This window comes from Streptomyces sp. NBC_01669, assembly GCF_026339735.1.
Lineage (GTDB): Bacteria > Actinomycetota > Actinomycetes > Streptomycetales > Streptomycetaceae > Streptomyces > Streptomyces yanii.
Window position 1 is genome coordinate 280,929 of the sequence record NZ_JAPEQG010000002.1, and the last position, 21,515, is coordinate 302,443.

At 66.9% G+C, this 21,515-nt stretch carries 20 protein-coding genes and 4 pseudogenes; 10 read left to right on the top strand and 14 right to left on the bottom strand.

What is annotated here, in order from left to right; all coding sequences use genetic code 11:
• Window positions 1-108 precede the first annotated feature (108 nt).
• Both OG972_RS41985 and OG972_RS41990 read right to left on the bottom strand, forming a co-directional pair.
• Window positions 109-234 (bottom strand): annotated as a pseudogene (locus OG972_RS41985) (transposase); the annotation flags it as partial.
• A 19-nt stretch (window positions 235-253) separates the two neighbouring features.
• Window positions 254-640, bottom strand: a pseudogene (locus OG972_RS41990) (transposase); the annotation flags it as partial.
• A 74-nt stretch (window positions 641-714) separates the two neighbouring features.
• On the opposite strand from OG972_RS41990, the gene OG972_RS41995 reads away from it, so the two are divergent.
• Complete coding sequence (locus tag OG972_RS41995; protein ID WP_266991529.1) at window positions 715-996, top strand: helicase associated domain-containing protein; 282 nt, start codon at window positions 715-717, stop codon at window positions 994-996.
• Between the two features lie 32 nt (window positions 997-1,028).
• Here OG972_RS41995 and OG972_RS42000 read toward each other — a convergent pair whose 3' ends face one another.
• Window positions 1,029-1,553: a GNAT family N-acetyltransferase gene (locus OG972_RS42000; RefSeq protein WP_266991531.1), complete on the bottom strand. Its 525-nt coding sequence runs from the start codon at window positions 1,551-1,553 to the stop codon at window positions 1,029-1,031.
• Between the two features lie 236 nt (window positions 1,554-1,789).
• Here OG972_RS42000 and OG972_RS42005 point away from each other — a divergent pair, with 236 nt between their 5' ends.
• The 3 genes from OG972_RS42005 to OG972_RS42015 all read left to right on the top strand — a co-directional run bounded on the left by OG972_RS42005 (window position 1,790) and on the right by OG972_RS42015 (window position 3,253).
• Window positions 1,790-1,984: a transposase gene (locus OG972_RS42005; protein WP_266992950.1), complete on the top strand. Its 195-nt coding sequence runs from the start codon at window positions 1,790-1,792 to the stop codon at window positions 1,982-1,984.
• A 9-nt stretch (window positions 1,985-1,993) separates the two neighbouring features.
• Window positions 1,994-2,230 (top strand): hypothetical protein, encoded by a 237-nt coding sequence (locus OG972_RS42010; RefSeq protein ID WP_266991533.1) that lies wholly within the window; start codon window positions 1,994-1,996, stop codon window positions 2,228-2,230.
• A 150-nt stretch (window positions 2,231-2,380) separates the two neighbouring features.
• Window positions 2,381-3,253 (top strand): SMP-30/gluconolactonase/LRE family protein, encoded by an 873-nt coding sequence (locus OG972_RS42015; RefSeq protein WP_266991535.1) that lies wholly within the window; start codon window positions 2,381-2,383, stop codon window positions 3,251-3,253.
• Window positions 3,254-3,425: 172 nt separating this feature from the next.
• On the opposite strand, the gene OG972_RS42020 is transcribed toward OG972_RS42015, so the two are convergent.
• Together OG972_RS42020 and OG972_RS42025 are read right to left on the bottom strand one after the other, a co-directional pair.
• Entirely contained in the window at window positions 3,426-5,081 is a 1,656-nt protein-coding gene (locus OG972_RS42020; RefSeq protein WP_266991537.1) for an IS1182 family transposase, read from the bottom strand.
• Window positions 5,082-5,188: 107 nt separating this feature from the next.
• Window positions 5,189-6,388, bottom strand: coding sequence for a transposase (locus tag OG972_RS42025; protein ID WP_266991539.1), 1,200 nt, complete (start codon window positions 6,386-6,388; stop codon window positions 5,189-5,191).
• Window positions 6,389-6,440: 52 nt separating this feature from the next.
• On the opposite strand from OG972_RS42025, the gene tnpA reads away from it, so the two are divergent.
• Window positions 6,441-6,869, top strand: a complete 429-nt coding sequence (gene tnpA, locus OG972_RS42030; RefSeq protein WP_266991541.1) for an IS200/IS605 family transposase — start codon at window positions 6,441-6,443, stop codon at window positions 6,867-6,869.
• A gap of 775 nt (window positions 6,870-7,644) precedes the next feature.
• A pseudogene (locus OG972_RS42035) lies at window positions 7,645-7,752 on the top strand (hypothetical protein); the annotation flags it as partial.
• A gap of 92 nt (window positions 7,753-7,844) precedes the next feature.
• On the opposite strand, the gene OG972_RS42040 reads toward OG972_RS42035, so the two are convergent.
• The 5 genes from OG972_RS42040 to OG972_RS42060 form a co-directional block, all read right to left on the bottom strand.
• On the bottom strand, window positions 7,845-9,215 hold the full coding sequence (locus OG972_RS42040; protein ID WP_266993054.1) for a hypothetical protein: 1,371 nt from the start codon (window positions 9,213-9,215) through the stop codon (window positions 7,845-7,847).
• Window positions 9,216-9,228: 13 nt separating this feature from the next.
• Window positions 9,229-11,958: a hypothetical protein gene (locus tag OG972_RS42045; RefSeq protein WP_266991543.1), complete on the bottom strand. Its 2,730-nt coding sequence runs from the start codon at window positions 11,956-11,958 to the stop codon at window positions 9,229-9,231.
• Window positions 11,959-12,070: 112 nt separating this feature from the next.
• Entirely contained in the window at window positions 12,071-12,418 is a 348-nt protein-coding gene (locus tag OG972_RS42050) for a hypothetical protein (protein WP_266991545.1), read from the bottom strand.
• Window positions 12,415-13,083 (bottom strand): hypothetical protein, encoded by a 669-nt coding sequence (locus OG972_RS42055; protein ID WP_266991547.1) that lies wholly within the window; start codon window positions 13,081-13,083, stop codon window positions 12,415-12,417. Before OG972_RS42055 ends, OG972_RS42050 begins: the two co-directional genes overlap by 4 nt.
• Window positions 13,084-13,115: 32 nt before the next feature.
• A complete protein-coding gene (locus tag OG972_RS42060; RefSeq protein WP_266991549.1) occupies window positions 13,116-13,649 on the bottom strand; it encodes an IPT/TIG domain-containing protein in 534 nt (177 codons plus the stop codon).
• Between the two features lie 635 nt (window positions 13,650-14,284).
• Here OG972_RS42060 and OG972_RS42065 point away from each other — a divergent pair.
• Both OG972_RS42065 and OG972_RS42070 read left to right on the top strand, forming a co-directional pair.
• A complete protein-coding gene (locus tag OG972_RS42065; RefSeq protein ID WP_266991551.1) occupies window positions 14,285-15,391 on the top strand; it encodes an IS110 family transposase in 1,107 nt (368 codons plus the stop codon).
• 142 nt (window positions 15,392-15,533) lie between these two features.
• A complete protein-coding gene (locus OG972_RS42070; RefSeq protein ID WP_266991553.1) occupies window positions 15,534-16,766 on the top strand; it encodes a GNAT family N-acetyltransferase in 1,233 nt (410 codons plus the stop codon).
• 283 nt (window positions 16,767-17,049) lie between these two features.
• Here the strand turns inward: OG972_RS42070 and OG972_RS42075 are convergent, their stop codons facing one another.
• The 3 genes from OG972_RS42075 to OG972_RS42085 form a co-directional block, all read right to left on the bottom strand.
• On the bottom strand, window positions 17,050-17,199 hold the full coding sequence (locus tag OG972_RS42075; RefSeq protein ID WP_266991555.1) for a hypothetical protein: 150 nt from the start codon (window positions 17,197-17,199) through the stop codon (window positions 17,050-17,052).
• A 113-nt stretch (window positions 17,200-17,312) separates the two neighbouring features.
• Window positions 17,313-18,662 carry an IS630 family transposase gene (locus tag OG972_RS42080; RefSeq protein WP_266991557.1) on the bottom strand — a complete coding sequence of 450 codons (1,350 nt, stop codon included), beginning with the start codon at window positions 18,660-18,662 and terminating at the stop codon, window positions 17,313-17,315.
• Between the two features lie 17 nt (window positions 18,663-18,679).
• Window positions 18,680-19,006 (bottom strand): hypothetical protein, encoded by a 327-nt coding sequence (locus OG972_RS42085; RefSeq protein WP_266991559.1) that lies wholly within the window; start codon window positions 19,004-19,006, stop codon window positions 18,680-18,682.
• Between the two features lie 104 nt (window positions 19,007-19,110).
• On the opposite strand from OG972_RS42085, the pseudogene OG972_RS42090 reads away from it, so the two are divergent.
• Window positions 19,111-19,419 (top strand): annotated as a pseudogene (locus OG972_RS42090) (Tn3 family transposase); the annotation flags it as partial.
• A gap of 376 nt (window positions 19,420-19,795) precedes the next feature.
• Here OG972_RS42090 and OG972_RS42095 read toward each other — a convergent pair.
• Window positions 19,796-20,245 carry a helix-turn-helix domain-containing protein gene (locus tag OG972_RS42095; RefSeq protein ID WP_266991561.1) on the bottom strand — a complete coding sequence of 150 codons (450 nt, stop codon included), beginning with the start codon at window positions 20,243-20,245 and terminating at the stop codon, window positions 19,796-19,798.
• Between the two features lie 121 nt (window positions 20,246-20,366).
• Here OG972_RS42095 and OG972_RS42100 point away from each other — a divergent pair, with 121 nt between their 5' ends.
• Window positions 20,367-21,299 (top strand): zinc-binding dehydrogenase, encoded by a 933-nt coding sequence (locus tag OG972_RS42100; RefSeq protein ID WP_266991563.1) that lies wholly within the window; start codon window positions 20,367-20,369, stop codon window positions 21,297-21,299.
• Window positions 21,300-21,515: the final 216 nt, after the last annotated feature.

Consider the following 21,515-nt stretch of genomic DNA (forward strand, 5'->3'; position numbering starts at 1 on the left):
CGGCCGACTCCTGGTGTGCCCGCACGATCGTGGAGTCCACTCTGACCGGTTCCAAGCCGACCTCGCCCCTCGCGGCGGCCTCGGCGATCAACGCGTCACGCCCTGGAACACCCCGGTCTTGGCCCAGCCGTTGAACCGGGAGTAGATCGTCGGCCAGGCCCCATAGCGTTCCGGGACATCCCGCCAGCCACTGCCGGTGCGGAACCGCCAAAGCACGGGCCTTCCCCCGTGAAGGTGGGCACGCGGTTATTGATCACGCGGCGAGCGTGAGTTTAGCGGTGTGGTGTCGGTGTTCGTATTCGTTGGGGCTGAGGTGGCCGTTGGCGGAGTGCCGGCGGCGGGTGTTGTAGCGGGTCAGCCAGGCGAAGACGGTCCTGCGGCAGCTATCGGAGTCGCCGTAGTCGTGGGCGCCCTGGAGGGTCTCGCGTTTCAGAAAGGCGTGGAAGCTTTCGCAGGCCGCGTTGTCGGCGCTGGTGCCGACCGCGCCCATCGACCGTGTGACCCCGAGTTGGCCGCAGAGGCCGGCGAAGGCCCGGGATCCGTATTGCGCTCCGTGGTCGGAGTGGAACACGGCGCCGTCCAGGCAGCCACGGGTCGAGGCTGCCATCCGCAGTGCGTCGGCGACCAGGCCGGTGCGAACGCTGGCTCGCACGGCAGGTAAGGGACTGGGCGTGCCTGAACCCGGAACAGCAACACCGCCTGGGCGAGGTGGGTGTGAAACCGGCTGCACGACCCCAGAAGACCGCAGCGCAAACCAACGCGAAGACAGGGGCAGCGAAGGGCTCCGACGCGTTCACACGGGGCGTAGCAGCCCTCACCCAGTACATCCAACATGAAGGAAAGACCGTCATCGGAAGGCACCACGTCGATGAACTCCCCGACGGCACAACGGTGCGACTCGGCGTGTTCCTCAGCAACCAGAAAAACCGACGAGACCGCCTCACCCAAGACCAACTCACCGCGCTCGCCGCCCTCGGACTGGAATGGGCGGCGTAGAAAGAATGGCTTGGTACAACTGAAGGCGAGTGCTATTCCCCGCCGACCCGTACGGGCTTTTCGAGGAGCGTGAACGACTTGGGCGTACCGCCCGGCTGCGGCTTGCCCTCCTTGCTCCCGACAACCTGGTAGCCGGCGTTGAGGTAGTACGCATTCAAGCGTGCGTTGCCAGCCAGGCAGTCCAGCCGTACCAACTCTCGGCCCGCCTCGGCCACGCGGCGCTCTGCGACTCGCAGAAGCTGCCGCCCTGTCCCGGACGGGACACTGCTGCGGTCCACCATCAGCCGGTGCACATAGCCAGCCGTCGGCGGCTGCGGCCCCCAGGCGTCCTCGTCCCCCCACCACAGCTCCCACGCCCCGACCACACGATCGGCAGCCTCCGCGAGCCATACCTCCCCACTCTCCATGATCCTGCGGAAGTGGTCTCCGCCCAGCTCACCAGGACGCCACTGACCAGTGACGCCCCGGGCAAGCATCCAGCGGGCAGCGTCGTCGCGCAGACGCACGACAGCGGCAAGGTCGGCGTCGTCGGCGAGACGGAAGCGTAGATCATTCACGCCGCGATCCTCGCACGGGCCTCCCCCCTGCATCGACCAGCCGCACGGGGCCTCCCGGGAAGAAGAACAGGCACTCGAGGAGCCCGTGGTGACGCCTGTGCATCACGCACCGCCCGCTGACTCAACACCCGGCGCATGCCGGGGCCGGTCGCCGTCTCCGTGATAGTCATCAGCCGCCCGGAACGCGAGCGGTCATGGTGAGTAGCGGGCAGTCCGCTCGATAGTGAGGGCAGATCCTGCACGCGGACGAGACCACCACCCGCATCGGCAGCGTGCGGCGCTGGCTGCATGTGGCCTGCACCGATTTCCTCACCCTGCTCCACCTCGCCCCGCGCTCCCGCGCCGGCGCCGACGCGGGCGAGGTGCTGCCCAACTACCGCGGCGTCCTGGTCCACGACTCGCTGTCCCTGTATGCGGGCTATCCGCACTGATCCCACCAGTTGTGCGGCGCCCATCTGATCCGTGAACTGACCGCCGCCGAAGAGGACTTCCCCCACCAGAAGTGGCACCAGCAGATCCGGTGGGCCCTGGCCGGACTGAACACCCAGGCGACGCGTGTACGTACCGGCGAGATCGGTGAGATCACCCCCGAGGCCCTGCTGCTCCACCTGCGCGCCTTCCACCAGGGCATCACGGTCGGCCTGTCCCAGCACCCCAGGGCGCCGGGCCGCAAATAGTCCCCGGCCCGCAACCTGCTCGAACGCCTGCGGGACCAGTCCCACTCAGTCCTGCACTTCGCCGACACCCCCGGCATGTGCCCTTCACCACCAACTGCGGCGAGCGGGCGCTGCGGCCGGTCAAGACCCACCGTCTGGAGAAACACCTGAGTGAACCGACATGAGTCACCAGCCGACATCTGGGCCGACGGCGACCACGAGCTCGGCGAGGGCGCCCGCTGGGTCGACGGACGTCTAATCTACGTCGACATCCTCGCCGGACGACTGTTGGAGGTTGTAGAGGATGGGAGGCGCACACCACGCGAACTGCTGCGGCTCGACGTCTCCCTTGGCGCGGTCGCCCCGGTGTACGGCCGCCCCGGCCACTGGATAGCCGCCGCCGGCACCGGCATCGCCCTGCTGACGCCGGATGGCCGGCCCGAGTGGCTGGCCCGCCCCGAGGAGCACTCCCCCGTTCCGACCCGCATGAACGACGGGGTCTGCGACCCGCACGGCCGGTTCTGGGCGGGCAGCATGCCTTACGACGGCACACTGGGCGCCGGCTCCCTCTACCGCACCGATCCCGACGGCTCCGTACACCGCGTCCTCGACGGCATGACCATCGTCAACGGCCCCGCCTTCGCCGCCGACGGCGACCTGCTCTACGTCGCCGACAGCGCTGCCGGTGTCATCCACCGCTGCACCCTCGACAGGGACGGAAATCCGACGGGCCGCGAGGAGTTCGCCCGTGTCACTGCCGGTGGCAGCCCCGACGGCATGACCGTGGACGACACCGGGCGGCTCTGGGTGGCGGTGTGGGGCCACGGGGTCGTTCATCGATACCGGCCCGACGGCACACTCGACGCGACCATCCCGCTGCCCACCCCACAACCCACCTCGGTGTGCCTGGTCCCGGAAGGCGGCCGCCTGCTCATCACCACGGCCCGGCACGGACTGACAGGGTCCACGGGTGTCGCCGGTGCTGTCCTCGCCGTCACGGTCGACGCGACGGCGCCAGCCGCCCGAGCCTTCGGCGCACCGTGAGACGCCGCTTGTTCCAACGCAGCCTGGCTGCTCACGGCGCGGACGACGGTCCGGCGCTCGCGGGCTGTTCGGGTGCGTCTACAGGTCGAACTCCAGGTGTTGACGACTTGGCGGTTGTGACTCCTCCCCCTCGTGAACGACTCCGTTGGGAAATCCGCGAATCGGCTGACGGTCAGGCGGTCAGGTCAAGTGCGGCGAGATGTGTGGTTCTGGTCTTGCCGATGGGTGTGTCGTCGAGCCAGGCGTCGAGGCGGATGATGTTGATCGCCGTGGCGGCGAGGACGTTGCCGAGGTGAGTCTTGGGCAGGCCGGTGTAGCGGGTCCGGCGGATGCCGGTGCGCCGCACTGCCTGGGAGATCGTGCCCTCCACGCCGGCGCGGATGTTGTAACGCTGCTGCCACTCGTCGGTCAGCTGCTCGCGGCGCCGCGCTTCCAGCGCCTCCTGCTGGTCTTGGGGGAGCAGGGTCAGGCTGCGGCCCCATTTGCCGTTCGCTGCCTTGGTGCACTTCTCGCGCACGGGGCAGTTCCCGCAGTCCTGGGCGGTGAAGTGCACCCGCGCGATGGGAGTTCCGCTGCTTTTTCGCTGGTCGGACCAGCTGGCGCTGATCTTGCCCTGGGGGCAGGTGACCTTCTTGGTCTGCCAGTCGATCGTGAAGGCGCTCTGCGTGAAGTGCTCGCCTTCGTGGTTCTCGTGGCAGGTGTCCAGTCCGACCGGCCCCACCAGCTCGATCCCGTACTCGTCCCGGGCGGTGACGATGTGCGCGGCGGTGACATAGCCGGCGTCCACGTCGTGCTCGCCTGGAAGTAACTTCCGTGCGGCCAGGCCTTGGTGGACCACGTCGGTCAGCTCGGTGTCGGCGACCGTCGCATCCGTGGTCACCACGTGGGTGATCAGATGTGGGACATCGGGTTCGCAGGTCTCGCTCAGGTGCGTCTTGTAGCCGCACCAGCCCGATCCCCGCTTCACGCCGTAGCGGGCGTCCGGGTCGTAGGGCGAGGACAGTCGGCGTCTGCCCGGCGGGAGGTCCTTGCCCTCCCGCCAGTGCACCCCCTCGCCATCACGGTGGTACTGCTCGACCCAGGCCCGGCGCAGGACCTGGACGGCGGGGATCTCCCGCAGCCAGTCCGGAGAGCCGGGAGCGAAGGCGGCCTCAAGGATCGTGAAGCCGTCACGGCCTACCTGTTCGGCCCACTCCTGGCGCACGTTCTCCCCCTTGGGGAAGCGGTAGGAGTCGATCCGGGCGCCGTATCGTCTGACCCAGTTTTCGGTGACCAGCGCGGACAGCCACTGCGGGGCCGCCGCTGACAGGGCCTCCAGCGCAGCCCGCAGGGTCTCGCCCACGAACTCCATCCGGTTCAACGTCCGCACCGCCGCGAGCACGTGGGTGGAGTCGGTCCGCTGACGGCCCCCCGCGCGCAGCAGCCCGAGCCCGGAGATGCGCTCAAGGATCAGGTCCAGGACCTTCTCCTCCAGACCGTGCTCGAGCAGCCGGGCACGGAAGTCGCAAAGGACGGAGAAGTCGAACCCCGGGTCGTCCAGCTCAAGACCGAGGAGGAACTTCCAGTCCATCCGGGCCCGGACCTGGTCAGCGGCCTGCCGGTCGGTGAGCCCCTCGGCATACTGCAGCACCGACACCAGCGCCAATGCCCCAGGCGAGACCGCCGGCCGCCCCCGTCCGGGGAACGCCTCGGCGAAGGACTCGTCCTCGAACAGCGGACCGAGCGCCTCACGAACACGGACCGCAAGCGTCCCCTTCGGGAACGAAGCCCGCACCACCCGCGCAGTCAGCTCCGGCACTCCACGATCAGCCCGCGGCTCCAGCGACATCCAGCCCCACCCTCGATCGGCGAACAGGCCGATCATGGCAGCCCGGCACACTCGGCATCACCGGTTTACGGATTTCCCAACGGAGTCGTGAACGAGGGGGCTTCTCGCTATGCCGGTGCGGCTTCGCGACGGACCAGCCCGGCCCGTAGAACGTTCAGGGCGCCCACCGTGTCCGCGTGCGCGCTGTGGTCGCACGAGACGCAGTGGAACTTCTCCTGTGTGGGCCGGTTCTCCGCTGCGACGTGCCCGCATTCGGGGCAGGTCCGGGAGGTGTTGCGGGGGTCCACAGCGATCACGTCTCGTCCGGCACTTTCAGCCTTGGCGTGCAGGATCGTCAGGAACACCCCCCATCCGGCATCCGAGATCGAGTGGTTGAGTCCGGCCTTTGCGGCGGCCCTGTTGGGCAGGAAGCTGCCCGGCCGGTCGGGGTCGGGCCTCGGTGCGGGGGCCTTGACCATGTTGCGGATCTTAAGGTCTTCGTGCGCGATGAAGTCGAGTTCGCGGACCAGGCCCAACGCGGTCTTGTGTGCATGATCGAGGCGCTGACGGCGAACCTTTCGGTGCAGGTCCGCAACCTTCTGGACGGCCTTCTTACGCCGGTTGCTGCGGCGCTTGCACCGAGCGACAGCCTGCTGTGCCGCTTCGAGCTTCGCGGCGGCCTTCCGCCCGTGCCGGGGGTTCTCGATGAACTCGCCGCCCGAGTCGGCAAGGAAGTTGGCTATGCCCATGTCGATGCCGACCACAGAGCCGGTCGCGGGAAGCGGCTTAGGCGCGGTCTGCTCGGCGGTCAGGATCACGTACCAGCGCTTGCCCTCACGCTTGAGGGACACGGTCTTGACCTTGCCGACCACCGGCCGGTGCTGGTTGACCTTGACGTGCCCGACACCTTGGAAGCGGACGCGGGTGACCGGGTCGTGCGGAGTGGAGTCCCAGCGGCAGCCGTCCCCGTCCTTGGGGAAGTCGACCGTGTCGAACCAGTTCACGCCACGGAAGCGCGGGTAGCCCGGCGTTTCCCCCGCCTTGACGCGGCGGAAGAACGCGGCGAATGCCTTGCCGAGACGGCGAAGCGTCGCCTGCTGGGAGGAGAAGGACCACCGGCCCTGACGCTCCGGGTCGTGCACCCGGATCTCCTTGAGCTGCGCGGACTGCATCCCGTACTTGATGCTCGTCTTCGACACGTGCCGGTACGCGTCACGGCGTTCCTGCAAGGCACCGTTGTAGAGGGAGCAGTGATCGCGCAGCATCTCGCCCAGTGCGATCGTCTGGCCCACGGTGGGCCGTATAAGGAACTTGTACGCACGAATCATCCGACCCACCCCCCTTCCACGTTGGCTCGCTTGATCATACTACGCTTGGCGTATGTCACCACGCTGGAAGCCAAACCCCGATATCCGCACCGGACGGCACGTCACCTACACCCTCCACGCACACTTGGTGTTCGTCACCAAGTACCGGCGTGACATCTTCGATGACGCCATGCTCAAACGGTGCGAGGAGATCATGCGAGAGGTCTGCGCCAGCTTCGAGACAGAGCTACGCGAGTTCAACGGCGAGGCGGATCACGTGCACCTGTTGGTGCACTACCCGCCGAAAGTCGCCCTGTCTAAACTGATCAACTCCCTCAAGGGCGTAAGCTCCCGGTACCTGCGGGCCGAGTACACCGGCCGCATCAACCGGATCGGCATGGGGGCAGTGTTCTGGTCCCGCTCCTACTTCGCAGGATCATGCGGCGGTGCACCGCTGACCGTGATCCGCCAGTACATCGAAGGCCAGAAGCGGCCTATCTGACCGCAACGACAGAGGCGGAGCGAACTCCGGCGCTTCGCGCCTCCGGGCTTAGGACGCGTTTCCCTCCCCGGCTGAAGCCGGGGATACCCACGCAAGAACAGGGATGGGGGGAGGCGCCGATGCGCCCGCTGTACGCAGCTCACCGCCGCGGTTGCCGTCGGTCTCGCAGCACTGCTGCTCAGGGGTGGATCAGTCTCTGGCCGAAACGCCGCACCGACGGGCAGCGGGCCGCTGAACGCCCGGCTGGCCACCGCCCACGAGCTATACGACTTCCCCCTCGGCCGAGCGACCAACGACTGCCCGCGACTCAGCCGCGGTAAGCCTGGTGGACACGCGCGGCAGCGGCTGCCACCGCACGGTGGACCTGGCGCCGTTCTTCCTGAGCCGCCTGCTGAGCCGTGAAGTCCATGGCCCGGGCCAAGGGGTCGAACACGGGCTGGGCCGCGGCCCACCGCCAGCGGGCGTCAGGATGCAGCACCCTCCACAGCGCGTTGCGCGCCTTGAGGTTCGCACCGCGACCATGCCTGCCGCGTCGGCGCGGTGCACACCCGGCTCAGATCATCCCGAAGCTGAGCAACCTCTGATCCACAGGTATTGACGATTGCTCGGCATCTGCATACGGGGTCTTCCAAACTGAGGCTCCGGGTGGCTGGGGCCGGATGGTCCTTCCGCGGCCGGCGTGGCTGAGTCATCGAGAACACGCCGCTCAGCGAATGAGCGCGAGCAGTGGTCTGATGTGCCCCGGGTCTGGTGGAGCCACTTTGCTGGACAGATGATGCTCCAGACGCTCAAGGAGGCTCCCGTGCCCCGTAGTTACCCAGTCGAGTTCCGACGCAAGGTCCTCGATCTCGTCGAAGCCGGCCGGCCGATCCGGCAGATCGCCCACGACCTCGGCATCAGTGAACAGACGATCTACGTCTGGCGCCGTCAGCGCCTCATCGACACCGGACGGCGCGAGCTGCTGCTGGAAATTCCTCAAAGCGCCGAAGTCAGTAGGCAGCATCCCGTCCCGCCGAGGGAGTGGACCCCGACAATTCCCATGGGCAGGTCCAGGCCACTGGCCGTTCCCGCCAGCCGGAGGACATCGTCGCCGACACCGCGAACGTCGCCGCGGCTGGAGATCGGGGCGCCCGGCCAGACGTGGCCAGCCAGCTGCTCGGCGCACTGCAGATCGAGGGAGCTCAGTCCGCTGAGCACGACATGCGACGGCTTCCTGTCGTTCGGCAGGCCGGTGGGGACGCTGGCAAGGTCCATCGCGACGGTGGGCTGGGACGGGACGGCTGGGCTGACCAGTGAGCATGCCTGCAGGATGGGTTGGCCGCCGTCTGGCGTCCCTGGTTGCAGCATCAGGGCGCTTGCTCCCCCGCGCATGTGCGGCAGGTCGTCGCAGCGGAGCAGCCCCAGGGCCTGTGCCAGGACGCCGTGGACCAGATCGACGCCGCAGACCACGACAGAGTCGGCCCGGTCCAGTGCTATGAGGTCCTGGGCCAGCCCGAGGGCGGTCATGCTGGCTCCGGAGGAACCTGTGAGGACGAACAGCTCGCTGAAGCCAAGCTGGCCCGCCAGTGAGCGGATGGCGCCTTCCAAGGGCGGACCGGGGTCACGGGGAGACACCTCGGCGAGCAATGACTCGCCCGTGTCGGCGAGCATGGAACCCACGATCAGTGCTGTACGCCGGCCGCCGACCGGGGCCAGCGTTTCGATGACCTGGCTGGCCAGTTCCGCGCACGACACGCCCTCGCTTTGGTGCGTCCGCTGAACATAGGCGGTCATGGTAAGGGCTGGCGCGGTGTCAGCTCGCCGGCCTCCGAGCCACAATTCCGCTGTCGCGTGCGCCGTGGCACCATCGGCCGTCGCGTCGGCAGCCACCAGCACCACCTGCTCGGCACGCCCGGCCGTCAACCACACCTCAGCCAGAGTCCGAGCTCGCTCGAGGTCGGCGGGGACACTGACGACCGGCCCCCAAGCTTGCAGCTTCTCCGCGATGCTCTTCGCCACCCGGCCCACCGGAAAGTAGGCGATCGCCCGGAAGAGATCGGTCGGCGCCCGCTCCCCGAGGCTCATCCGCTGGGCGACATCGGCTGTGCGCCGGGCCACCATATGCTGGTCGCCACGCTCGGTGGCGAGGATCAGCCCGAGGTGGCCGCCCTCGGCGAGTTCCAGTGCGCTGGCACGTAGCTTGGCTACGGCACGCCTGGCCGTGCGGGTCACGTGCAAGCCACGACCGAACTGCCGGGCCCGCAGCACCGCTGTGGCAGCGTCGGTGGAAATCCCGTCCGGAAGCGGTCCCAGATCATCCGCACCTTCCTCGGCGAATCCACACGATGCCCGCTCGGCGGCCGACAATCTCATAGCCGGGTCACCCTTCCCTAGCCGGTAATGACACCTGCTGCGCATGCCAGTCCGCGAAGGCTGAGGGCGGGTAGATACCCCAATACACCTCACGCACCTGCATGCCGTCCGGTGCCGGCACGCCGTACACTACAACGACAACCACCTGGTCTTTCTGTTGCAAACTCATGTTCATGCTCATCGTGGCGCGCCCAGTCGGCAGCAACGTTTCCAAGCCCTGGCGTCCGACCATATTCCCAGACGGCGTAAGCTTGCTGTCGACTACCGTCGGCGCTCCGTGGTAGAACTCGCAGCCGACATTCTGGATCTCCTTCAAGCTGTTGTTGAAGACCTCGACGTTGACGTCAACCGTGCCGTCGTCGTTGTCCTGGAAAGAAATCGATCGGCTGAGCCCCTGCAACACCGGATCCGTGGAATTTGAATACAGCGACTGCAGCATGACACGGGGTCCGTAATAGCTGGCCCACAGTTTGCCGGGCATGGCAACTTTATAACTTACCATCAGGCACCCCATCGTCTGATGGTAATAAATATAGGGTGCGATCTGATATTCGTATCCGATGTCTTTGACGCTTCCCGACGTGACGGTGATGTTCATGGTGGTGGTGTGCGACAGCATCGTCGTCTGCACGTCCGACTCCGAGTATGTCTGTCCTTCGCTCAGGTCCAACCCGAAATCGATCGGGATGTAGTCGAGCAGGGTGGTACTGAAGGAGAAGTGCGCGCTGTCCGTCGTGGAGTTGTGGACCATGAATGACTTGCTGATGTTTTCGCTGACCATCTGGTTCTGGTCGTAGTTCAGGGTGCTTCCGCTGGGCTCGTTGGTTACCGACATGTTGGTCAAGTTGAACAGCAGTTGGGACTCGTCGTAACCGTCCGGTTGCAGGTTGACATAGCTCAACAGGACGCCGTTTTGCGAGCGGGGTATGTAGCCCAGGCTGGGATCGCTCGCGGGGATGATGCTCTGGACCGGCTCCGGCGTCATCGGGAAAATGACCGCCATAGTACCGTCCGGGGCGTCCTGGCCGGCCTTGCGGTAGACCGGGTAGGTCCAGACGTAGTAGCTCATGGCATACAGCACGATCAGGTCGTCCACGGAGATCGTTGTGGTCGACTGCACGAGCCTGCTGGTGGAGTAGTCGTCGAGCTGGTCAAAGCCGTAGCCATAGGAGCTATTGACGTGCTGCCCCAAGGTTTGCCCGGAAATTCCGATAGAACGGCCGGTGTCCTGGCTGAACGTCCATACCTTGTTCGACGAGACATTGCATCCCGTGACCTTGGAGACGCTCTGGCCGAAGGTGAGGGTCGGGTTGCTGCTCGACACATCACCGGACTCGAACGGCGGCGCCTGAATGACGGCCAGCAATTGCCCCTTACCCACCGACTGGCTGAGCGTTGGCGGACCGAGGATCACGCTCTGCCCAGTGACATCGCTCGGCAACGCGAAGAAACCGGACTGGTAGTCGATGGTCATCACGTCCGTCAGGTGCTGTGGGAGACCGGGGGAATTGTTCAACCGTGGGAACGTCTTCTCGACCGCATCAACGGGCACCAGGCCGGCCAGAATGGAAGCCTCCCCCTTCATGAGCTGGTCGAAGGTGGCGCCACCGCCGACGACCAGCACCCCCAGCACTCCTGCGGGCGCATCGGCCGATACCGCCGTCTGGTCCGGAGGCAGTGCCTCCCCGAACAGACCCACCGCCAAGTGCAGGTCGATTGAGGCGAGAGGTTGTGAACCGGTGTTCGCTGCGGCGTACTTGCTGAGTTGCTTCAGGCTCTGAGTGCCGTGGGCCCCCTCCTCCAGCTCGAACAGCAACAGCGCGGCGCAGCCCTTCACGGACTGATAGGTCGCGCTGTATCCGACCACCAGCTGGTCGACGCCATTTCCGAGCAGGTCGCCGGCGGCCACCCGGAACGCCGCGCCCTCGGGCGGGGCGAAGCTGAGATCAGGGGTGGCCGTCGCGACCGAAACCAGAGTCTGCTTGGTCCAGCCGAGCACAGTAACGTTCAGGACGCCCTGTGGATCGGGATAGGTCACTACAACCTGCTGGTCCGAAGTGCCTGCCGCCAGCGAGGCTGTGGTGATGTCGACGACAGCCGAATTCTGTACCGCGCCTAGCGAAATGGTGTTGACCGATGACATCGCTGGGTTCGCACCGAGCACACTCGAACCGAGATCGTTGACCGTCAACTGCCCGTTGTGCACGGTGCAGACGATCGCGTGCGCATCGAGCTGATTGCGTGCCAGCAGCGCGCCCACCACCCTGCCCGTGACGGTGGTCGGCAGGCACAATGGGCTGGACAGGTGCCCGGTGGAGCAATCGAGCGATTGCAGGAAGATGCTCTGTGCATCCTGGCCGAACAGCAGGAGGTGCGGATCCTGAATCTGCTGCGGATCGAGATCCACGATGTTGCTCAGGTTGGAGACGGGCCAGGTTCGCGAGGTGGCTTTGCCGTATTCGCTTCCGATGATCTGTATCTTGTCGGCTGTCAGCACATAGACGTTCTGCACGGCGGCGTGCATATTGGTGGCCGCCTTGACGTCCCGGATCTGATCCTGTGCTTGCAGGTCGAGCGGCTCGACCGGGCTGCCACCATCCGCGTTGCATATCACTCGGTTATAGCGGGCGGCGGCCGCGCTCCGGGGAGTGCCGATGACCGTGAAATCCAGTACCTCATATAGCATTTGGCCGAGTTGTAGCGGGTTCTGCGGCTGCGGTTGTTGGCTCCCGGTCATAGCGTCTCTCCACAAAGCGGATCAGTCGAACGTGAGCGGGTACCGGTGCGTCGGTGCAGTGTGGCATCAGGTTGCGGTGGGCGCCCTCAGGCGCTGACACGACAAAGCTCTGTCAGCGCACCTCGAATCGCACATCGGCGGAGCCGAAGCCGGACAGCAGGATCGCCTTGGTCTGCTGGCCGGCCACCTGTTCCTGGTTGAGGTGGAAGGCGAGTTTCTGCTCGGCGTCTGTCTCGGTGACCTTGCTCTCCCCGATTCTGGTACCGGCCGGCACACTAGCCATCAGCTCGACGTTCAGGCCGCCGTCCGGCATGGGCGTGCAGGTGCCTCGGTAGGTGATGCCGCGGCGATCCGTTCCCGTGACCTGACCATCGTTCAGGCTGAACTGGCCGACTGACACATCCCCAGAGGGAGTCTGCAGATGCACGTCGACAGTCGAGCTCTCCAGATTCACAGTCATGTTCGGCCGCCTATCCGCTGGTTGAGCAACGCGATCAACGTTTTGCTGAAGTCAGCAGTCAGGAAGACATTCTGTAGCGTCGAGCGCAGCGCATCCTCCTCCTTGAAAGTGGAAAAGAAGTTGCCGATCGCTACCAGCCAGGAAGGCATCCCACCCGTATCCGGGGTGACGGTGACCGTCGGAGCACCATTGACCACGACGTTACTCAGGGTCACAGTGTCTCCCAACTTGGCAGCGTAGTAGAGCGAGTTGTTGCTGATGGTCTGGACGATGGCGCCGTGGCCTCTGGCGGTTGCGGAATCCGTTTTCTTTCCCAAGTCGTAGAGCGCGCAGGGCTGGCCATAGCTGTAGGTGCCGGAGATTCCTAGCTGGGAGAACGACAACGGCAGGTGCACCGTGGTGCCGTCTACTGCGGCTGCGGTCTGGATCTTCACACCGGACATGCTGGCGATCTTGAGAGAGGTCAGCGTAATGGTGGCGTCACCGTCACTACCCCAGCCCACCGAGCCCTCCCCGGGAGTGTTGAAAACGCTGCAGGCGCCAAGGTCGCCGGCATCGTACGTTTCCACAGGCAAACTCTGCTGCTGCGCCAGTTCAGGCAGCGTGTCCTGCACCCATGTCGTGATATCCGCCCAGGCGTCGATCACATCCTGCGGGGTGGCCATGAATGCCATCTCCTTTCTGCGACGGAGTTCGGCTACTGCACGGTGAGCATGTAGGGGCAGTTCACCTGGCGATCCTGTGTCTGTCCGGTGACACGCTGCTGACCGGGCTGTACGGCCGCGGGAACCGTCACGCGGACCATTTCAGAGTTCAGGTGCTGCAGGCTCAGGACATTCACGTTGCCGATGCGCAGGTACTTAATCTGGTTGAGGTTCTGACCAGTCAGGGTCAATGGTGTCTGACCCCGAACGGCTGTGCGCGGTTGCATGCCGGTAATCTGCGCCGCCCCAGGCGTTGCATTTACGGTGAAGACGGTCGAGCTCTGCGCACTGACGGGACCTGTCGGGCTTTGAACCGTCACTTCGAAGTCGCCGCTCTGCGAATTGGCCAGAATGGTGACGTTGATCGTGCTGCCGCGTGTGTCGACAGCAGTCACATCGACCGTAGGCGATCCGCTCAGCAGCACCGTGGTGTTGTTGATACTCGCATCTGATGGCATATCCGTCAGCGACAAGGTGACCCTCGTGTCGACGGGGCCATTCGTAGGATTGAAGCCCGTGATCTGCACTGTTCTCATTCCCCTCAATCGTTCCCCTCGATCGCGAGGGCCGTACTTACGTCAGCCGACCCTTGAATCCGATCGAAGCAGGTGGCAGAAGGATTGATTCGCGCCGCACCCCCGCATGCGCGGGGACCTCGGGAGCCGTATGGGCAATCTGCCGGATGCTGCGATCAGTCGTGATCGATTTCGATCGCAGGTCGAGTCATCTATCGGGGGTCGAGTGATCTGCTGGTGGATGGTCTTTTCGGAACCAGCACCCTGGTGAAATTCAGCACCGCATCTCAAGCCGTAGACATCACGCCAGGTCAAGTGCGCCTTTAATGTCGATGCCCTGTACATAAGCCTACCTCTTCCTAAATCCATCGGGTGAGGCGGAACTACTCCATACGGGTGACAGACCAGCGGAACCTGTCAAAGTAGGGGCGGCGCGCGCGGTTCACCCCGCTCGGCACTCAGGCAGATCCGAGTGGAACCGCTTGCAGCCGCTTGCCGAGCCAACTCGGCCACCAGGGCTCACCCCATGGCGCTGTCACGTTGTTGGGTGTCCCGATAGGGGCCTTCGCGACAGGCACCGTCACAGTCTTGACCGCCCCGGCCCGGCGACGGCCACCAGCACCCAAGGCGATCAGGAGAAGGCGACCTTGCCCAGCATCACGCAATCCGCTGCCCCGTGTCACATCCCGGCCGACGCCGCCGAGGAGGTCCTGCTCGGCGTGGACACCCACATGGACGTTCACGCCGCGGCTGTCACCACCGTGCTCGGTGGCGCCCTGGACGGCCGGAGCTTCCCGGCGACCGCGCAGGGATACCGCCAACTCGTCGCCTGGGCCCGCTCGTTCGGAGTGGTGCGACGTGCCGGTGTCGAGTGCACCGGCTCCTACGGGGCGGCCTTGGCCCGCCACGTGCACGCCGAGGGAATCGAGGTCACGGAGGTCAACCAGCCGGACAAGGCCGCCCGCCGGCGCCACGGCAAGACCGACGCCGTCGACGCCGAGGCCGCCGCCCGCGCCGTGCTGTCCGGACGCGCCACCGCCACGGCCAAGGCGAGTGACGGCCCGGTGGAGATGCTGCGGCTGTTCGAACTCGCCAAGGGATCCGCGATCAAGTCCCGCACCCAGGCCATCAACCAGCTCAAGAGCGTCCTGGTCTGCGCCGACTCCGCCCTGCGCGAGGCCCTGGCCAGCCTGACCAACCCGCACCTGATCAAGCGGTGCGCCGCACTGGAAGCTCTGGACGCGACCGGGCCTGCTACAGCTGCCCGGCACACCCTGCGTCTGCCGGCCCGCCGAATCCAGCACCTGACCGAAGAGATCGACGACCTGAACCAGCGGATAGCCGAGGCCGTCAAGGCGAGTACGCCCGGTCTGCTCGACGTACGCGGCGTCGGCCCGGACAGCGCCGCAGCCCTGCTCATCGCCGCAGGTGACAACCCCGAACGCCTCACCAGCGAGGCGTCTTTCGCCGCCTTGTGCGGCACCAGCCCGGTCGAAGCGTCCTCCGGCAAGACCGAGCGCCGCAGACTCAACCGCGGCGGCGACCGCCAGGCCAACGCCGCCCTCTACCGGATCGTCCTCAGCCGCGTGCGCTGGGACGACCGCACCCAGCCCACCGGCGGCCGACCCAACACCGCGACCGGCAACAACGGCTCCAGCACGGACCACTGCTCGTCAGAAAGATTCCCTCGCCCCACACCGAGATCATCACAACGCGGGACGAGGGAACCGAGGCACTTTCAAAACACGGCCTAGCTGGCCGGGCTGGGACCAGGCTGTGCTGTGACCGGCCCCGGGCCCGGCCGTAATTCGCTTGCCCTGGCAGCGGGGCAACGGTGCACTGTGGCCAGACACCACGAGTCGTGGTGCCGGCTATTTCGAGGAGGCAGCGGCGGCAATGGAGATTCGTTCCACGACCGATGAGGACCTTGACGTCTTCGTCGGCACAGTCCATGCCGCGTTCGGGCGCTTCCCGGAAACCCCGATCGATGGCGGCGGGCTCTGGTGGTCGGCGCTCGAAATGGACCGCTGCCTGCTCGCCCTGACAGCGGACGGGCGGCCCGTCGGCACCGCCGCCGCGCACTCCTTCGAACTCACCCTGCCCGGTGAGACCCTCGTCCCGGCAGCCGGGGTGACCGCCGTCGGCGTCCTGCCCTCGCACCGGCGCCAGGGCGTGCTCAGCGCGATGATGCGGCATCAGCTCGCCGAGCTGCGGGCCCGAGGGGAGTTCCTCTCCGTGCTGCTGGCCTCTGAGGCCCCGATCTACGGCAGGTTCGGCTACGGACCAGCGACCTACACGGCGCGGCTGACGGTGCCGCGCCACCAGGCCGCCCTCGCCGTTCCCCGGGCGCGCGGAACGGCCGACGCCCCAGCGACCGGCTCGGACAACGGCTCGGTCGAGGTGCTGCGTCGTGCCGAGTGCGGAGAGATTCTGGAAGAGGTCTACGACCGGTATCGCCGCGCCCAGCCCGGCGCGCTGTCCCGGCCGCACCGCTGGTGGGCCTTGCGCGCGGGGCAACCCCCTATCTCGCCGGCGCCGCGCTATATCGCCGTTCACCGTGACGCCGACGGCGTCCCGGACGGGTACGCCAGTTACTCGATCGGCGAGCCCGAGACCTTGACGGTCGACGAGACCATCGCCCCCGACGACGTCGTCTTCACGGCCCTGGCCCGGTTCGTACTCGGACACGACCTGGTCTCTCAGGTCGTGTTCAAGCACGTCCCGCCCCAGCACCCGCTGCGCTGGCAGTTCGCGGACTTCCGCGCCGGCGAGGTGAGCGGCGACACCGACTGGCTCTGGGTGCGGCTGCTCGATGTCCCGCGTGCTCTGACCGCGCGCGGCTGGTTCACGGACGGCGAGCTCGTCCTCGACGTCGAGGACCCGTTCCTCGGCGAGCACGGCCGCTACCTGCTGACCGTCCGGGACAGCAAGGCCGACTGCGTCCCCACGGACCGGGAGCCCGACCTGTCCCTGGACGTGAGCGACCTGGGCTCGGTCTACCTCGGCGGCACCGCCCCGAGCACGCTCGTGCGTGCCGGACACATCCGGGCCCACCGCCCGGGCGCGGCCACCCTCGCTGACGCCCTCTTCCGCGCCGAGCGCTCCCCGCACTGTCTGCACTGGTTCTGAGAACGAAGGGGCTGGGTGCGAAGCAACGGGGCGCTGGTCAAGCCCGGGAGCTACTTTGCACCGCTGAGTCCGGAGGAACCTGGAGACGCTATGCCCCTGGTGACCACTCACGGTGACCACGAGCGCTCACCGGCCGAGGAATACGTGACTCTCGATTACGCGAAGTCGCCGGTTCGATCCCCAATCGATGGCCGACCGACCCCGGGACAGCGGCTGTCCCGGGGCCTGAAGACGCAGGTGGCCTCAGCGCCTCGCCGGCGCAGATCCGTGGTGGAGCGCACGGTCAGCGTGGGATCAGCGAGCCCTCTTCCGTGACCATCAGGCGTGCCTGGTGGCCGCCCGGCGAGCAGTTGCGGCCGTTTGGATAGGACGGCTGCGGGGTGGTGCTGATCTGTCGGTCGAGCACGGTGGCGCCGCGCTGGTTCCTGAACACCAGCGTGACGTGTACCGGCTTTCCTGGCAGGTCACGTATCTCCGCGAAGCCAGGCCAGACGGACAGCTCGGAGGGTTGGGGGGTCCTAGTGTGATGCGCCAGAAAAGCCAGTCTTAAGTCTGCTGCTGATTTTTGGTGCTGGGTGGGCTGATTTTGGTGAGGTAGTCGGCGAGGGACTTGAGGATCTCGTCGGCGGTCTTGGTCCAGGTGAACGGCTTCGGGTTCTCGTTCCAGGTGTCGATCCAGGCGGTGATGTCCTTCTCCAGGGCTTTCACGGAAGTGTGGACGCCGCGGCGGATGAGTTTGTCGGTCAGCAGGCCGAACCACCGCTCGACTTGGTTCATCCAGGAAGAGCCGGTCGGGGTGAAGTGGACGTGGAAGCGGGGGTGTTTACCCAGCCACGTCTTGATCTCGGCGGTGTTGTGGGTGGCGTAATTGTCACAGACCAGGTGGACGTCGAGTCCGGTGGGCACGGCCTTGTCGATCCGGATCAGGAACTTCTTGAACTCGATGGCGCGGTGGCGGCGATGCAGTTCCGATATGACGGTGCCGTCGGCGATGTTGAACGCGGCGAACAGGCTGGTGATGCCGTGGCGCAGGTAGTCGTGGGTGCGGCGCTCGGGCATGCCCGGCATCATCGGCAGCACTGGCTGGGACCGGTCCAGCGCCTGGATTTGGCTCTTCTCATCGACGCACAGCACCACCGCCTTCTCGGGCGGGTTGTGGTAGAGGCCGACGACGTCGACGACCTTATCGACGAACTGCGGGTCAGTGGACAGCTTGAATGCATCCTGCAGGTGCGGCTTGAGGTCGAACTTCTTCCAGATCCGCCCGATGGTGGACTTCGACAATCCGGTGCGCTTCGCCATCGAGGCGCGCGACCAGTGGGTGTCCTTGCCCGGAGTGGACTCCAGCGTCGCGATGACCACGTCCTCGACCTGGTCAAGCAGGATCGAGGGCGGCCGGCCCGGGCGCGGCTCGTCCGCGAGCCCGTCCAGACGACCCGCGATGAACCGCGACCGCCAGCGGTTGACCGTCGCCTGCGCGATGCCGAGTTCGGTGGCGACCTGTTTGTTCGTCCCGCCCTCCGCGCAGCGCAGCACGATCTTGGCGCGCAGCGCCAGGAACTGCGCGGTCTTCGCCCGCCGCGCCCAGCGCGTCAACTGTGCATGCTCGGCCTCGGTGAGGACCAGGTCCGGCTTGCGCCGGCCCGGCCGTGGCTCGTCGGCCAGGCCCGCCAGCCGGTGAGCCGCGAACCGGGAGCGCCACTTGCGCACCGTCGCGACGTTCACGCCCAAGTCGGCCGCCACCTGGGCACTTGACGCACCATCCGCACACGACAGGACGATCCGCGCGCGCTCGGCCGGACGAGATCCCGCCCCACCACCCGCCCAACGCGACAACTCGGCGCGCTCCTCCTCGGACAGCACGACCTCGACAGCACGCGGACCCCGATGCGACATGAAAATAGCCTACAGACTTACAGCTGCAATTTCTGGTGCATCACACTAGCTGCCGGGCCTTCTGCGGCGGTAGCGGATTCCGTGGTCATCACGGGGTTCCCCGGGGCCGGTTCTTCCAGCGAGGTCTTACGCAACTGCAGCGTGCGCTTGCGGCAGGTGCCGTCCCAGCACACGGTGAGGGTCGCGTCAGCCACCCTGTTCGCCAGTTCCGGGTGCACCTCGGCCTGGATCCCGGCGGGCACGTCCATCAGGGTGCAGGGATGGGTGTCTCCCGCAAATACCCCGCACCCGGGCAGCAGTGCCAGAGCCCCCAGGGGTACTGCCAATCCGACGTTGTGTCGCACGCTGGCTCCTCGGCACCCGTCTGCATTTTGATCAATGGCCACTCATGCTCGCACGGCAACTGCACCCTGCTCTACGCGGGCCTGATGCGTGACCTGCCAACGCCAAGCGCGGCACCATCCACCAGGCGTACCGCGACGGGATGGAGGGCCAGCTCGGCGCGCTCGGCCTGGTCCTCAACGCCATCGTGCTCTGGACGACCCGCTACACCGGCGCCGCCGTCGCCCAGCTCCAGGCCGAGGGCCACGAGCTCCGGGACGAGGACATCGCCCGGCTCTCCCCGCTCAAGCACAAGAACCTGAACCTGCTCGGCCGCTACAGCTTCACCGCCAGCGTCCCGGCCGCCGGCGCCCTGCGCCTGCTGCGCCACCCGGACGCGGCTGGGCTCGGGCTCGACGAGGACGACGAGGAGTAGACGCCCTCTTGGCGTCTCCTCCGGGAGCCGGATCGTTGTCCGGGGTGAGGTGATGTGGTGCCACGCCCTCAGAATCTGCGCGTTCTGCGCGCAGTACAACGGAGTGCGGGCACAGGGGCAGCGGGTGGGGATGGCTCGGGCACGACCGCATACGCTGGGAAAGGTGGCGGGGCTGCGGCGGCGTGCGGACTGCGCGACCGGCGGCGGGGACAGAATCCACCATGTCCGGCGGCCGAGGGCCCGAGGCCCTGCTCATCGGCAACTCGCGGTGCCAGTGACGTGCGACCGCTGCAGCGCTGAGAAGCTGGCGCGGACGCGATTCACGGAACACCGCCGAACGCCCCAGTTCGTCTGGCTGCAGGTTCAACCAGCAAGCTCAGTGTTCGGCTGCCGTGCGGTGGTGTTCCTCGCGGTGGGCGAGTACGTCGGTCATGTGCGTTTCGGCCCAGTCCTTGAGGCCGGCCATGACCTGGTTCAGGGACAAACCGAGGTCGGTCAGTTCGTAGGTGACGGTGACGGGCACGGTGGGCGTGACGGTACGGGTGACCAGGCCGTCGACTTCCAGGGAGCGCAGGGTCTGGGTGAGCATCTTCTGACTGGCGCCCGCGAGCCTGCGGGACAGTTCGGAGTAGCGCATCGACCGGGGGCCGTCGCCGTGGTCGGCTCCGGGACGGTGCGGGCCGTCGCTGCCGAGCGCCGCGAGGATCAACGCGACCCACTTGTCGGAGATCCGGTCGAGCAACTGGCGGCTGGGACAGCCGTCCATGAACGCGTTGTAGCTCGCTTTCGCCTCGGCCCGCTGCTGAGCCGCCGTCTGCGTTGACATCGATCGCCCCTTCCGTACCTGGAGGCAGCTTACGCACTTTCAAGTGCCTTCTTCCGCTGCGGAATCCACAAAACGAGCATGGAGCACGGAAACGATCACCCCACCGCAGAGGAACAAAGCCATGGGCACCCCCACCTTCCGCACCCCCACCTTCCGCACCGCCGTCGTCCGCATCCCGAACGGGCCCGATTCGATCGAGGTCATCGAGGTGCCCGTCGTCGATCCTGGCCCCGGCCAGATCCGCGTCGCCATCGCCGCTGCGACGGTCAACCCTACCGATCTCGGCGTCGCGGCGGGCTTCTTCCACTCGATAGGGCTGGTCGATCAGCCCGAGCACACGGGCCTGGGCTGGGAGTTCGCCGGCGTCGTGGACGCGGCCGGGCCGGGCGTCGACCTGGCCGTCGGCACCCGGGTGGCCGGTCTGGTGGTCGGCTTCGACCGCGACTACGGCACCTACGCCGAGCAGATCGTGGTCGCGGCGGCCGACGTCGCCCCGGTCCCCGACGAGTTGGACCTGCTGGCCGCGACCACGGTCCCCCTCAACGGGCTGGCCGCTGCGCAGGTCGTCGACCTGCTCGGCGACGCGCCCGCCGGGGCCGCCCGACTGCTGGTGACCGGCGCCGCGGGGGCGGTCGGAGCGAACGTCGCCGTCCTCGCCCGGGAACGCGGCTGGCAGGTGACCGGGCTCGCCCGCACCGGCGACGAGGAGTTCGTCCGCGGCCTCGGCGCCGACTTCACCACGCACGCCGAGCCGGAATGGGACGCAGTCGTCGACCCCGCCCAGTTGAATGAAGAAGCGCTCAAGCTGGTCCGCGACGGCGGAGCCTACGTCGGGCTGCGGCCAGGCCTCGAACCGCCCGCCGAGCGCGGGATCTCGGTCGCCTCCGTGGTCACCGCTTTCGACAGCGCGCGACTGGCCGACCTCCTCACCCGCACCGCCTCGGGCGAACTTTCGGCCCGCGTCTACGCGGCCGTCTCTCTGGACCAGGCCGCCGAAGCCCACCGGGCCACCGCCAAGGGCGGCCTCCGCGGCCGCTACGTCATCCGCCCCTGACCAGCCCGGCGTCGAGTGCGCCGCCGACCGGGCTCACCGGCACCTGCCCGCCGGAAGCCTCCAACGCCAGGGGCCGGTCCCTGCTGCGCAGCCGACCGTCGGCCCGGCCACGACATCGGCGGCAACGCCGAAACCGGCGAGCTACAGCAGCCCCAGCCATCACGACGTCGGTCAGGACAACGCCGAGACGTCCGGGGCAAGAGACGAAGTCTCAGC